We start from the raw sequence: 13,679 nt of genomic DNA, 5'->3' as shown, positions 1-13,679 counted from the left end.
ATATCCATTTCGATTGGAGGTCTCCCCGTGTCCGCAGAACAACCCCGTCCGCCACTTCCTCCGTTCACCCTTGAATCGGCCATGCAGAAGGTGCGCCTTGCCGAGGATGGCTGGAATTCCCGCGATGCCGACAAGGTGTCGCTTGCCTATTCGCTCGACACCCAGTGGCGTAACCGTGCCGAATTCACCAATGGCCGGGAGGAAGCCCGGCAGTTCCTGGCACGCAAATGGAACAAGGAACTTGAGTACCGCCTGATCAAGGAGCTCTGGGCCTTTACCGAAAACCGCATTGCGGTCCGCTACGCGTACGAATGGCACGACGACTCCGGCAACTGGTTCCGTTCCTATGGCAACGAAAACTGGGAATTCGGAGAGGATGGCCTGATGCAGCGCCGCTTCTCCTGCATCAACGACCTGCCGATCAAGGAAAGCGACCGCAAGTTCCATTGGCCGTTGGGGCGTCGCCCGGACGATCATCCGGGGTTGTCGGAACTGGGTATGTGATTCCCGCTGAGGCGCCTTCCGAAGCGCGCTCAGGTACGATGGGGCGGCCGGCATCTGCGCCGGCCGGGGCAGGGGCGCAATGGACATGCAGGCAAGGGGCGGCGTCGATCCGCCGGCAACGACGGATTCGCAGGAACTGACATTCCACTGGCTCTATCAGCGGGTGCAGGGGCTGGTTGAGCACAGCATCTACCCGAAGGCGGGCAGGGAGGAGACGTGGGCGTTCCGCATCGGCATGGGTGCGGCGATCGTCGGCATTCTCACAGGCCAGCTTCCGGATCGATGGCTGCCTGTTGGCGTAGTGCTCCAGGTGGTTGTTGCCTGCCTGGCAATCGAAATTGGAGGGTTCATTGTCGGGGGCGTCCTGGCCGCCCGCAGGGGCATTCGCCAGTTCAGTCAGCCTCGGCTCTCGCACGCGCGGGAGATGGATGGCGATTTCGCGCACTGGCAAGCGGTGGTGACCGAGCTTCGCGGATTCCCGCGCGTCCAGCGCGAGCGGCGCCTCAAGTACGTCAGTCACCTGCGCACAAACATGATTGAGCGCATGGGCATGATGTATGGCGGGCTGCAGCGGCTTGGACCATTCCCGCTGTTGATTGCCCTCTACCTGCAGTTCCGCGGATGGAAATGGGGCGACTGGGCGGGCGCTTTCGATGTTGGATTGCTAGGCGCACTGCTTATCTTCGCCATGGTGCTGCTGTACCTGCTGGGCTGGATGCTGATCGGCCTTCGCACCAGGCTGGATACCTACGTGGCATTGTTAGAGGGCTCTATCCACGAGCCCGAACCCTCGAAGCCAGCGCCGTGAGGGATAAACAGAACTGTGAGCCATCCAGTGAAGCATACGCATGGTTCAAGAGTGCCGCGCTGAAGAGTAAAAGTCGCGGTTGCCTGCATTGGTCGGATCGTACATGTCGCCGACTTCACAGGCCTGTACCCCGCAGATGGGCATAGTGCCCCTTGGGTAGTGTGAGCGCGTCCATCCAGCCACGGGATTTTCCCGAACGCCAGGAGGTCACTGTGCCAAGTTGTGATGAAGGAATGAAGTTGACGCGTCGCCAGGTGATCGCCGGCGGCGTCACGACCGTGGCAATGTCCGCCGCACCGGGGGCGTCATCGCTCGCCGCCGAACTGGCGACGCCCCCGCCGCCCAGGCCGCCGGTCATCAGCACGGTGGCGTTGACCGTCAACGGCAAGCGGCGGGAGCTTGAGCTCGACACGCGGACTACGCTGCTTGATGCCCTGCGCGAACATCTGAAGCTGACCGGGACCAAGAAGGGCTGCGACCACGGTCAATGCGGTGCCTGTACCGTGCTGGTCAACGGTGAGCGCATCAATGCCTGCCTCAGCCTGGCGGTGCAGCACCAGGGCGATGCCATCACCACCATCGAAGGCCTCGGAACCCCCGATGACCTGCATCCGCTGCAGGCCGCCTTCATCAAGCATGACGGCTACCAGTGCGGGTACTGCACGCCGGGGGCAGATCTGCTCGGCGGTGGCGGTACTGGACGAGATCAAGCGGGGTGTCCCCAGTCATGTGCAGGCAGACGTCAGCGCACGGCCCCGGGCCACCAACATGGAGATGCGCGAACGCATGAGCGGCAACCTCTGCCGCTGCGGAGCCTATTCCAATATTGCCGAGGCGATGGAAGAGGTTGCAGGCGTGACCCCTGCAGGGAGGCGCGCATGAGGGCCTTCAGTTACGAACGCGCGAAATCCCCGGCCGAGGCCGCCAAGGCCGTCGCCGGTATCGAGGGCGCGAAGTTCCTGGCCGGAGGGACCAACCTGCTCGACCTGATGAAGCTTGAGGTCGAGACGCCAGCGCACCTGGTCGATGTGCAGGACATCGGCCTGGACAGGATCGAACCCACCGACGAGGGCGGCCTGCGCATCGGCACGCTGGTGACCAATACCGCGCTGGCCTCGCATGAGCGCGTGCGCCGCGACTACGCGGTGCTGACCCGCGCGATCGTGGCAGGCGCCTCCGGGCAGCTGCGCAACAAAGCCACCACCGGCGGCAACCTGCTGCAGCGCACGCGCTGCCCGTATTTCTACGATCCCCATCTGCCCTGCAACAAGCGCCTGCCCGGATCAGGGTGCGGCGCACTCGAGGGGTTCTCCCGGCAGATGGGCGTGATCGGCACCTCGGACAGCTGCATCGCGACCTATCCGGGCGACATGGCGGTGGCCCTGCGGGTGCTGGACGCCTCGATCCAGACCGTCAGCGGTGACGGCAGTACGCGCAGCATCCCGATTGCCGATTTCCATCGTTCCCCCGGCGACAGGCCGCAGCAGGACAACGTGCTGCAGCGCGGTGAGCTGATCACCCACGTCACGCTGCCGGAGCCCCTGGGCGGTCGGCACGTGTACCACAAGGTACGTGACCGCGCGTCCTATGCGTTCGCACTGGTGTCGGTCGCTGCGGTCGTGCAGCGAGACGGTTCGGCGCGGTTCGCCTTCGGTGGGGTTGCGCCGAAGCCGTGGCGCGTCGAGGCAGCCGAGCCGCTGCTGCGCGATGGCGTAAAGGCCGCGACCCGGCAGGTGTTCGCCGGCGCCCGTCCGACGCCGGAGAACGCGTTCAAGATCGCGCTCGCCGAGCGCACCCTCGCGGCCGTGCTGGTGGAAGGAGAGCGCTGATGCCCCTTCAATTCAACGCCCCCGCCGGCGACAACCTGTTCGACAAGGCCAAGGTCGTCGGCAAACCGACGCCGCGCATCGACGGTCCGCGCAAGACCACCGGCACCGCCCCCTATGCCTACGAGCGCCATGACGTGGCGCCGAACCAGGCCTACGGCTACATCGTCGGTGCGGGTATCGGCAAGGGGCGCATCATTTCGATGGATGCCTCCCGCGCACGTGCCGCGCCCGGCGTACTGGCGGTCATCACCGCACCGGAAACCAAGCCGGTCGGCAAATCGAACTGGAACAACGCGCCGCTGTTCGGCGGACCCGAAGTGGCCCACTACCACCAGGCCATCGCCTGCGTGGTGGCAGAGACCTTCGAGCAGGCCCGCGCCGCCGCGGCGCTGATCCGCACCCGCTACGAGCGCAGCAAGGGCCGCTTCGATTTCCCGGCCCTGGCACCGACCGCGCCGCTGGCAAAGGGGCGTGACGGCAAGCCCGACCGGCAGGCGCTGGGCGATTTCGACACCGCCTACGCGAGCGCCGCGGTCAAGCTCGACGAGACTTATCACACCTCCGACGAAAGTCATTCGATGATGGAGCCGCACGCCACCATCGCCGCCTGGGAGGGTGACACGCTCACGCTGTGGACGGCGAACCAGATGATCGACTGGGCCAGGCAGGGCATGGCGGCGATCCTCGGCATCGACCCTGCCAAGGTGCGCGTGGACTCGCCCTATATCGGCGGCGGCTTCGGCGGCAAGCTGTTCATCCGCGCCGACGCGGTGCTGGCCGCGTTGGCGGCCAAGCAGGTCGGGCGACCGGTGAAGATCGCGCTGCAACGCCCGTTGATGCCCAACAACACCACGCACCGGCACGCCACCCTCCAGCGCGTGCGGATCGGCTGCGGAAAGGATGGCCGGATCTCCGCCATCGCCCATGAGAACTGGTCGGGCAACATCAACGGCGAGGATGGCGAAAACGGCACCCTGCAGACGCCCAAGCTCTATGCAGGCGCCAACCGCCTGGTGGCCAACTACATCGCCACGCTCGACATGCCCGAAGGCAATGCGATGCGCGCACCGGGCGAAGCACCGGGCCACATGGCGCTGGAAGTGGCGATGGACGAAATGGCCGAGAAGCTGGGCCTCGATCCGATCGCGTTCCGCATCCTCAACGAGCCCGAGGTCGTGCCCGGCGATCCGTCCAAGAAGTTCTCCGACCGCAACCTGGTGCGCTGCCTGCGCGAAGGCGCGGAGCGCTTCAACTGGAACAAGCGCAATGCCAAGCCGGCGCAGGTCAGGGAAGGGCATTGGCTGGTCGGCATGGGCGTGTCCGCGGGCTATCGCGGCGCACCGACGATGAAGTCGGCGGCGCGGGTCCGGCTTGACGGCCAGGGCGGGGTGGTTGTCGAGACCGACATGACCGACATCGGCACCGGCTCCTACACGATCATCGCGCAGACGGCAGCCGAGACCATGGGCGTGCCGCTGGACCAGGTCCAGGTCACCCTCGGTGACTCCCGTCATCCCGCCTCCGCCGGTTCCGGCGGCCAGTGGGGCGCGGCAAGCTCCACCGCGGGCGTGTACGCGGCGTGCGTCAGCCTGCGCCGCAAGGTGGGCGAGAAACTCGGCTTCGACGGCGACACCGCAAACTTCGCCAATGGCCGCATCCAGGCGGATGGGCGGACCATCACGCTGGCGGAGGCGGGAACCCTGTCGGCGGAGGACGGCATTGCCTTCGGCGACTTCAAACAAGGCTACGACGTCGGCACCTATGCAGGACATTTCTGCGAGGTCGCCGTGCATGCCTACACTGGAGAGACGCGCATTCGCCGCATGCTTGCCGTATGCGATGGCGGCCGCATCCTCAATCCGCTGTCTGCACGCAGCCAGGTCATCGGCGGGATGGTGATGGGTGCGGGCGCGACCCTGATGGAGGAGCTGGTGGTCGACAAACGGCTTGGTTTGTTCATCAACCACGACCTGGCTGGCTACGAGGTTCCCGTGCACGCCGACATTCCGTACCAGGAGGTGGTCTTCCTCGACACGCTGGATCCGGTGATCTCGCCGATGAAGGCCAAGGGTGTGGGTGAACTGGGCATCTGCGGGGTTGGCGCCGCGATCGCCAATGCGATCTACAACGCAACCGGCGTGCGCGTGCGCAGCTATCCCATCACCTTGGACAAGCTGTTGCCCGGCTTGCCCGACATAGGCTGACGTTGCGCATGGACCGACCCGTAGCCTCGCCCGCTCTGGAGGCCTCCGCCGCAGGCGGACGGGAGCCCGGCGATCTTGCCGAGGACCTGTCCGCAGCGCCGGGCTTCCTCGCCGAAGGTAGCCCGCGCGGCGTGCTCGAGACGGCCTTGACGCGCGTGCGCGCGGGGGAGCACGCCGTGCTCGCGCTGGTGCTGGAAACCGATGGCTCCACCTACGCCGGTGCCGGCGACATGGTGCTGTTCTGCAACGGCGGCCAGGTCGGCTGGCTGAGCGGCGGATGCCTGGAGCCCGAGCTCGCGCGACGCGCGGAGCAGGTGAGCGCGGCAGGGCGGGTCGACTGGATCGAGATCGACACCCGCAGTGACGACGACCTGTTGAGCGGGTCCGCGCTCGGCTGCCGCGGCCGGCTTCGGATTGCGCTGCTGCCGTTGCGTGCCATGGCCGGCATCGACGACGTGATCGAGGCTTGGTTGCGCAAGGGCGTGTCACTCCAGCGCGACCTTCGCACGTCGGGGCAGGTCGTTTTCCGTGCCGGCCATCGCGAGCAGGCGTGGCAGCTGCATCCGATGGAGGGTACACAGCCCTTTGGCGAGGGCGCGTGGCGTTTGCCGTTGCCCCGGCTTCCGCGGGCCCTGGTGTTGGGGGGCGGTCCCGAAACGCCCTTCCTGGTTCCGCTGCTGCGCGGCCTGGGGTGGCGGGTCAGCGTGGCCGAACGGCGAGCGCGCTGGGCCCCAGCCGGGCAGTGCGCGGATACGCATCTTCAGACCAGCCCGGCCGAGGCCCTTCATGGCGACCAGTGCGACGCGGCACTGGTAATGCATCACGATTTCGAACTGGACCGGGAGGCGCTGGTGGCCCTGGCTGATACCAACGTCGCGTTCATTGGACTGCTGGGTCCGCGGCGAAGGCGCGAGGACCTGTTCAAGCTGCTGACACCGGATCAGCGCCACCGCCTTTCCCCGAGACTTCGATCACCGGTCGGCCTGAACATCGGCGGCCGAGGGCCAGAGGCGATTTCGCTCAGCATCGCCGCGCAGCTGCAGCAATGGCGAGGCGCGCACGGCAGGTGACTGACGCGCATGCGATCGTCGTGCTTGCTGCCGGCGGGAGCACCCGACTTGGCCAGCCCAAGCAGCTTCTGACCCGGCAGGGCGAGACCCTGGTACACCGCGTAGTGCGGCTAGCGCGGGAGCTCGCGCCAGCGCAAGTCCTGGTCGTGGTGGGCGCGAACGCACAGGCCGTGACATCCAGCGTTGCCGGGCTGGATGCCACTCCGGTAACCAATCACCACTGGGAGCGTGGCCTGGCGAGCAGCCTGCAGGTTGCCGGCGCACACCTGCTGCCCACGGTGACCGCGGTGATGATCGTGGCATGCGACCAGCCCGCAATCGAGCGCTCCCATCTGCAGGCGCTGCTTTCCGGTGCCCGCGCCGCAGCGTCAACGTGCGCGGGCACCCGCCACGGAAATGCGCTTGGCGTTCCCGCAGTCGTGCCGCGCGCCTGGTTCACCCCTGTCGGTGCAGCCGGTGACCGGGGCTTCGGAGCGCGCCTGCGGCAACTTCCTGTCGATACGGTGCATGTCCTGCAGGCACCGGAACTGGGCCTGGATATCGATACGCCAGAAGATCTTGCGCGTGCGCGCGATGCGGGCTGGATCGATGCCGGGAGGTGACCCGCATGGTCACTGGGCCAATGCCTGTCGCGCAGGTGACGAGCGGCAGGGCTGGAGCCCTAACCCTTGCTGCCCGAGCCCTGTAGAGTCGAGCCATGCTCGACTACGGCACGCCACATCGCGCCCCATCAGGCACATCACTAGCAAGAATCTGCAGCACCCGATCCGACAGAACAGGTTCCGGCACGTCAGCCAGCACCTGCTCCAGATAGCCCACCGGCTCCAGCTGCCATTGAAGCAACGTACCAAGCTGCACAACGGCGGGCGCCCGCTGCTCGGAGTCCAGTGAGACCTGCAACAGCAGATGGTGCGAGCGCCTCTCCAGCCACAGCACGGGTATGCCTCGGCAATGAACCTGGAACTCGGCATCTCGGCGCCGCTCGACGAACTGGAAGCCCTGTCGTGGCCGAGAGTCCACGAACTGCACCGCCTGGCGGCGCAGTTGTGAGAATCGATCGTCGTTGATGCTTTGGAACGCGACAGGCGAGGGCGCCGGCGTCGCCGGCCACTGCGCCTGTGCCGCAACCACCACCACAAGACAGAGCGCGTTGGCCGCCCAGCGGCACCACGCCACTCACCCCTCCGGATGCAGGCGCGTACTGGCGTGTGCGGTAAGGCCGATGCCAGCCATGATCAGGCCCTCCATGACGCGAGGGCCGACGTACTGCTCCAGCTCACCGTTCTCGCGGGCACGCTGCGCGGCCAGCAGGATCTCCAGCACCACGCGAAGGCCGGCCAAGGAGCAGTCGGTGTCCGCCAGGGCGATGCGTCGACCGGGCATCTGATGGCGTTCCGGCCAGGGCTGGCCATCGGAGGCGGCGCCCGAGCCGATGCTGTGCAGCAGGGCGATGAGGGTGTTCGGGTCCAGCGCAGGGCCATTCGCAGGCGTGTCGCGAATCGGGTGCGGGGCAGGGGAGTGGGGCTGGGTCATGGCTGGGCTCCTTGCGTGCATGCAGAAGCCGCCACCGATAAAGGTGGCGGGCGGTGCGAGGTTCGAAACCCGGTCTACGCTAAACCGGCAGGCACAAGGCCTCCACGCACCGCCCGCCATAGTCGGCCGACGGATTGCCAGCCGGCACCACCTGAGGGGTGATGCCGGCTGGCAAGCGTTTACTTCAGCGTAGAACCGGGGTTTCGAATCCCGGCCACCCGTTTCCGGTGGCACGCAAAGGAATACGCCCGGTTGTGCGCGATGCCAATGCAGTAAGGCCGATGCCGTCACCACATTCAACATTTTCAGAATCGTTGCATATGGCGCAACGGGCCTGGAGCCTTGCGCCGCAAGGCTGTTGTCGATGTCGGCGGTGCACGCCTGACGAGTGTCGGCATCCGTCCGGCGAGGCCGTGAACGAGGCGGATGCGACAGGGTTGCCAAAGGCCGCCAGGCGTCAGTAGCCCTTCAACGCGACCTTGGTCCGCTCCAGCCATGCGGCATTGTGGCTGCGTGCGTGACGCGACCAGTGCTGGGCATCATCGATGATGCTGGCGAACAGGCTGCGGGCCTGCTCACGGTCGTCGGGCTGCGGCTGTGCCATCAACCACTCGGCGTACAGGCAGCGGGCGGCGGCATCGTTTCCGCATTCCACGGCTCGCTCGAACGCGGCGCGGATGCCGGGCGCTTGGGCAGCCGCCAGTGCCTGCGCGTAAAGCAGGGTCTGTTCCGGCTTGCGGCGTACATCCAGATGGCGGGCGAACAGTCCGTCCAGCGTCTCCACCGCAAGCGCGGGTTGCCCGGAATCGAGGCGGGCACGGGCAAGGCCGGTCAGGATGTAGGGATCGTCGCCCAGCGGCGAGCTGGCCGCCTGCTCGAGCAGGGTGCTGGCTTCCTCCGCCTGGCCGGCATCCAGCAGCGTCATGCCCAGGCGAACCCGGTTCTGCACGGTGGGCGTGCGCGCCAGTTCGGCACGGGCGCTGCGCAGGTCCTGGCCCGGGTCCATGAGCTGCTTGGCGGAACGGACGACCTGCCGGGCGCCGCGCGAGTTGCGGACTTCCGGGAAGTAGATCGCCAGGAAGTAGACGATGCTGCCTAGCAGTGGGAAGGAGAAGAGCAGGATGAGCCAATAGAGGCTCTGGCCCGAGCGGATGGCGTGTACCGCGAAGTAGATGGCCGCCAGTACGTGGAGCCCGATTCCGATATAGGGCATGTGTGCCGCCTCGTCCTTGTGAGGGGTGGAACTATAGTGGGGGAGGAGTACGGTGGAAACGGGTAATTACCAGAATGACCCTCACATGACCATAACGTATGGCCGCCCCGGAGCAAATTAGACTCGGCTGCACTCACTGGCTGCTGTTGCGGCGGTGAACGACGCCGGAAGGATGCCGCGTTAATGCGGGTTCTGCCGCTTAATGGATTGCCGGGAGACCACAGGATGGGTCGAATTGCATGGATGGGTGTCTTCGCTTGCTTGGCTGCAGGACCGGCGTGGGCTGAAGTCCCTCCCGAATGTGTGGAGCTGTACCAGGAGGCGGGCGCGAGCCCTGGGTCACAATCGTGCCGGGATAATGCATCAAACGCCTTGTTCGGTCTCGGGACCTACCACTGCGAAAACCCGCGAATCATCGACGAGTACTGCGGCGGCGTGGTGCTGCCGCCTTGGGATCCTGGCAAGAACAACCAGTGCGACGTGACCACCGGCGCCACGCAGGTGGGTAATCCGATCAATGCGCTGCTGGGCATCAAGGTTCAGACCGAGACGGATGTGTCGGACGCGTCTGGCCACCTATCGTTGCAACGTCATTACAACAGCCTGTCCATCGACAGCAATCCTGGCATCGAGCTGGGGCCGCGCTGGCGTCACAGCTTCCAGATTTCGCTGGCCACTGCCGACGAGGGGGCAGTACTGGTACGCCGGCTGAACCTGCCCAGCGGCGACAGCTATCGCTTTGTCGGCCAAGACCAGGATGTCTGGCTACCCGACGCGGACGTGCGTGAGCGCTTGAAGGTGGTGAAACAGAATGGCACGCAAACCGGATGGGAGGTGGACGGTGACGACGATACCCGTTACCAGTTCAACCTCGATGGCAAGTTGGTACGGATAAGCTACGTTGACGGCGATGTGTTGAGCTTGCGCTACACCTCGAGCGGGGCGTTAAGGGACGTCACCGACAGGCGAGGGCGCCGCTTGAGCATGAGTTATTCCTCCGGTCGCCTCAGCACGGTGACGCGCCCAGATGGGCGCACCGTCAAGTACGTCTACACCCAGCAGAACCTCAGCCGGGTGCGGTATGACACCACGGAAGGAGCAAGCGCGACGTTCTCCACCGTCGGCTATGCCTACACCGACAGCGACGACCCGTTGCTGCTGACGGGAATCGTGGATGAAACCGGCCAGGCCTTTGCGAATTGGGAGTACGACACCCAGGGTCGCGCCGTTGCAAGCTGGCATGGCGGCTTGGACAGCCCGATTGATCGGGTGTCGGTGTCCTATGGTTCACAACAATCACAGGTCACCAATGCGCTGGGCAACACCACCACCTATGCCTATACCCTTGCCCTGGGTCGCGCCAAGCAAACGTCGATTGACCAGCTATGCAGTCAGTGCGGCGGCTCGCAGATCAGCCAGCGCAGCTACGACGCAAATGGCTATCCCGACGTCCTCACGGACTTCAACGGGGTTACTACCGACGAGGACTATGATGCCCGGGGCCTGCTGACCCAGCAGATCAGCGCATCCAACGACACCCAAGGCTACAGGCGCACCATACAGACTGACTGGCACCCCCAGTTCCGGGTACCGATCGAGCGCCGCATCTACGATGCAGCGGACGTACCGGTCTCACGCTGGACCTGGGCATACAACACACGCGGGCAAGCAGTAGGCGCAACGTCGCACGATCCGGCTTCCAGCTTGGCTCGGACCACCACCACGACCTATTGCGAGCAGGCCGACGTCAACGCGGGGAACTGCCCATTCGTAGGCCTGTTGACTTCGATCAAAGGTCCCCGCAGCGATGTTGCGGAGCTTACGACCTATCAGTATTACGCCTCCGATGACGCGGCCTGTGCCGGTACCCCGACCACTTGCCCGCACCGGAAGGGGGATCTGTGGAAGGTCAGCAATGCACTGGGGCACATCACCGAGTACTTGGCCTACGACGGTGCAGGCCGAGTACTCTCGATGCGAGACGCCAACGGCGTAGTCACCGATTACGGTTATCACCCACGTGGCTGGCTCTCTACCCGCATCGTTCGTGGACCTGATGATTCGAGCCAGGCCGATGATCAGATCACGCGCTTTGACTATTGGCCCAACGGCCTGGTCAAGCAGGCGACCCAGCCAGACGGCGCCTTTGTTGTGTTCACCTATGATGCGGCCAAGCGGCTGACAAGCATTGCCGACAATGCCGGCAACACGCGGCAGTACACCCTCGACAATGCGGGCAATCGGGTGACAGAGGACACGCTGGATGCCAGCGGCGCACTCACACACACACTTTCGCGCATCTACGACCAGCTCGGCCAGCTGACAACACTGGCCACCTCCAGCGGTGACCCCACCGACATTGGCTACGATGCCAATGGCAACGCCACCCAGGTTACCGATGCCCTCGGGCGGAGAACCCAGCTCGGATACGATCCGCTCAATCGCCTGGCCAGCACATTGCAGGATGTCGATGGCGTGGCGGCGGAGATCCGCAGCCAGTACAACGCGCTGGATCAGGTCACCCAGGTCACCGACCCGAAGGGCCTGCATACCACGTACGCCTATAACGGGTTCGGCGATCTGACTGGACAGGTCAGCCCAGACAGTGGCGCTAGCAGCTTTACCGTGGATGCGGCAGGCAACCGCAAGACGGCCACCGATGCTCGTAGCGTCACCGCCACCTATCACTACGATGCACTCAACCGCCTGATCGGCGTCGCCTACCCGGACCCCAATCTCGACGTGGGCTACAACTACGACGTCGCACCAGCGGTCTGTGCTGCCGACGAGCGCTTTGCCAAGGGACGCCTGGGGCAGGTGCTGCACGCCAATGGCAGCACCCAGTACTGCCACGACCGCTTCGGCCAGGTCACCCGCAAGGTGCAGACCGTCAACGACGTTGCCAGCACGCTGCGCTATGCCTACAGCAAGTCGGGCCGCCTGACGGCGTTGACGTACCCCGATGGCAGTGTGGCCGACTACGTGCGAGATACCCAGGGGCGCATCAGCCAGATCGGCCTGAGCCGACCCGGCCAGGCGCGCCAGATCGTGGTGAACAACGTGACCTATGCGGCCCTCGGCCCGGCGACTGGCTGGACCTATGGCAATGGTCGCCAGCTACAACGCCCATTGGATCTGGATTACCGCCCGCAGGCGGTACATGACCCGGCCGCGGGCGGCCTGTCGCTGGGCTATGGCTACGATCCCGTCGGTTCAATCACCGAATTGAAGAACGGCGCAGGCTCGACGGTGCTGGCCCAGTACGCCTACGACACGCTGGGTCGCCTGACCCAGACCCAGGACGGTACGACCGGTACACCGATTGAAACCTATACCTACGACGCCACCGGCAATCGCACCGCGCTGACCACCTCGGCAGGCACCGCCAGCTATACCTATCCAGCAACCAGCCACCGGCTGACGGCCGTGGATGGCGAGGTACGCAGCCATGACGCGGCGGGCAACACCACCGGCATCGGCGGCAAGACCTTCACCTACAACGATGCCAACCGCATGAACGCGGTGAAGCAGGGCGATGCTGTACTGGAAAGCTACGCCTACAACCATCGCGGTGAACGCGTACTGCGTACCCCGGCCGGTGGCGCTGCGCAGATCACGTTGTACGACGAGGCGGGGCAGTGGCTGGGCAACTACTCGGCCACGGGTCAGGCGCAGCAGCAGGCGATCTGGCTGGACAACTATCCGGTGGCGCTGATCAATGTGCCGGCTACCGGCGTGCCAGAGCTGGCCTACGTGCAACCGGATCATCTGGGCACACCGCGCGTGGTGATCGATCCGGTGCGCGATGTGGCGATCTGGGAGTGGAGCAACAAGAGCGAGGTATTTGGCAACCAGATTCCGAGTGCCGACCCGGATAGTGATGGTGTGGCGTTCGAGCTGGCGCTGCGCTTCCCGGGCCAGCAGGCGACGGCTGCAAGTGGGCTGTTCTATAACTACCAGCGGGAATACGACCCGGCTGTGGGGCGGTATTCGCAGAGTGATCCGATTGGGTTGATGGGGGGGATTAGCACTTATGGCTATTCGGCCGCCCGGCCAACGGATCGAATTGACGAACTCGGTTTGAAGGCCTCATGTAAATGCACGAAGGAAGGAGCAAAGATCACTGTAAAGCTCAAGTTCAAGGGGGAGGCGGCTTCAGATAGTGCTCGCATTACATCACTCCTCTCCAGCGTTGAAAGAAGTTGGTCAGCCCCAGGATTCGATGTAAAAACTAAAATAGGGGGGATTGGCGCGACTGAAGTTAACCTATTGCCCGGCAAGGGGCGATCCAATAGGATAAACTGGTATACTGGCGAAGACACATGGGTCGCAAGCCACGAAGTTGGTCACATCATGAAACTGGGAGATAGATACATAGAAGATCGACCAGGTCACACCACTCCCCAACCGGGCTGGGAGGGCACGGTGATGGCAGAGCACCTCGGCGAGGTGACGCCCGCCGATCGCCAGGGAGTGCTGAACGCCCTAGGATGCAACTGCGACTGTGGAGGCTGATAT

General features: G+C 64.9%; 10 protein-coding genes and 1 pseudogene. 8 read left to right on the top strand and 3 right to left on the bottom strand.

Going from position 1 to position 13,679, the window contains the following annotated elements; translation table 11 throughout:
- The first annotated feature begins 81 nt into the window (after positions 1-81).
- From AC5P8R_RS05660 to AC5P8R_RS05630, 7 genes and pseudogenes are all read left to right on the top strand, one after another.
- A complete protein-coding gene (locus tag AC5P8R_RS05660; RefSeq protein WP_014647156.1) occupies positions 82-504 on the top strand; it encodes a nuclear transport factor 2 family protein in 423 nt (140 codons plus the stop codon).
- A 79-nt stretch (positions 505-583) separates the two neighbouring features.
- Positions 584-1,312, top strand: a complete 729-nt coding sequence (locus tag AC5P8R_RS05655; RefSeq protein ID WP_495223073.1) for a hypothetical protein — start codon at positions 584-586, stop codon at positions 1,310-1,312.
- Between the two features lie 233 nt (positions 1,313-1,545).
- Positions 1,546-2,194: pseudogene (gene paoA, locus AC5P8R_RS05650) on the top strand (aldehyde dehydrogenase iron-sulfur subunit PaoA).
- Complete coding sequence (locus AC5P8R_RS05645) at positions 2,191-3,141, top strand: FAD binding domain-containing protein (RefSeq protein WP_197620862.1); 951 nt, start codon at positions 2,191-2,193, stop codon at positions 3,139-3,141. The pseudogene paoA and the gene AC5P8R_RS05645 overlap by 4 nt, the downstream one beginning before the upstream one ends.
- Positions 3,141-5,345: an aldehyde oxidoreductase molybdenum-binding subunit PaoC gene (paoC, locus tag AC5P8R_RS05640; RefSeq protein ID WP_481478621.1), complete on the top strand. Its 2,205-nt coding sequence runs from the start codon at positions 3,141-3,143 to the stop codon at positions 5,343-5,345. The genes AC5P8R_RS05645 and paoC overlap by 1 nt, the downstream gene beginning before the upstream one ends.
- 8 nt (positions 5,346-5,353) lie before the next feature.
- A complete protein-coding gene (locus tag AC5P8R_RS05635; protein ID WP_495223072.1) occupies positions 5,354-6,415 on the top strand; it encodes an XdhC family protein in 1,062 nt (353 codons plus the stop codon).
- Complete coding sequence (locus tag AC5P8R_RS05630) at positions 6,391-7,017, top strand: nucleotidyltransferase family protein (RefSeq protein ID WP_495223071.1); 627 nt, start codon at positions 6,391-6,393, stop codon at positions 7,015-7,017. Before AC5P8R_RS05635 ends, AC5P8R_RS05630 begins: the two co-directional genes overlap by 25 nt.
- A gap of 103 nt (positions 7,018-7,120) precedes the next feature.
- Here AC5P8R_RS05630 and AC5P8R_RS05625 read toward each other — a convergent pair whose 3' ends face one another.
- From AC5P8R_RS05625 to AC5P8R_RS05615, 3 genes are all read right to left on the bottom strand, one after another.
- Entirely contained in the window at positions 7,121-7,591 is a 471-nt protein-coding gene (locus AC5P8R_RS05625) for a hypothetical protein (protein ID WP_495223070.1), read from the bottom strand.
- Positions 7,592-7,948: a hypothetical protein gene (locus AC5P8R_RS05620; RefSeq protein WP_049439759.1), complete on the bottom strand. Its 357-nt coding sequence runs from the start codon at positions 7,946-7,948 to the stop codon at positions 7,592-7,594.
- Positions 7,949-8,405: 457 nt separating this feature from the next.
- A complete protein-coding gene (locus AC5P8R_RS05615) occupies positions 8,406-9,161 on the bottom strand; it encodes a hypothetical protein (RefSeq protein ID WP_495223069.1) in 756 nt (251 codons plus the stop codon).
- A 372-nt stretch (positions 9,162-9,533) separates the two neighbouring features.
- Here AC5P8R_RS05615 and AC5P8R_RS05610 point away from each other — a divergent pair, with 372 nt between their 5' ends.
- Positions 9,534-13,676 (top strand): RHS repeat-associated core domain-containing protein, encoded by a 4,143-nt coding sequence (locus tag AC5P8R_RS05610; RefSeq protein WP_495223068.1) that lies wholly within the window; start codon positions 9,534-9,536, stop codon positions 13,674-13,676.
- Positions 13,677-13,679: the final 3 nt, after the last annotated feature.

The organism is Stenotrophomonas sp. YJH_SMC_73, from assembly GCF_059370155.1.
This window is presented reverse-complemented; position numbering and strand designations above follow the sequence as displayed.

Excerpts from the sequence above, each read along its gene's own strand:
- AC5P8R_RS05620 (WP_049439759.1), bottom strand. The coding sequence starts at position 7,948 with ATGACCCAGCCCCACTCCCCTGCCCCGCACCCGATTCGCGACACGCCT.
- AC5P8R_RS05635 (WP_495223072.1), top strand. The coding sequence starts at position 5,354 with ATGGACCGACCCGTAGCCTCGCCCGCTCTGGAGGCCTCCGCCGCAGGC.
- AC5P8R_RS05645 (WP_197620862.1), top strand. The coding sequence starts at position 2,191 with ATGAGGGCCTTCAGTTACGAACGCGCGAAATCCCCGGCCGAGGCCGCC.
- AC5P8R_RS05660 (WP_014647156.1), top strand. The coding sequence starts at position 82 with ATGCAGAAGGTGCGCCTTGCCGAGGATGGCTGGAATTCCCGCGATGCC.
- AC5P8R_RS05615 (WP_495223069.1), bottom strand. The coding sequence starts at position 9,161 with ATGCCCTATATCGGAATCGGGCTCCACGTACTGGCGGCCATCTACTTC.
- AC5P8R_RS05655 (WP_495223073.1), top strand. The coding sequence starts at position 584 with ATGGACATGCAGGCAAGGGGCGGCGTCGATCCGCCGGCAACGACGGAT.
- paoC (WP_481478621.1), top strand. The coding sequence starts at position 3,141 with ATGCCCCTTCAATTCAACGCCCCCGCCGGCGACAACCTGTTCGACAAG.
- AC5P8R_RS05630 (WP_495223071.1), top strand. The coding sequence starts at position 6,391 with ATGGCGAGGCGCGCACGGCAGGTGACTGACGCGCATGCGATCGTCGTG.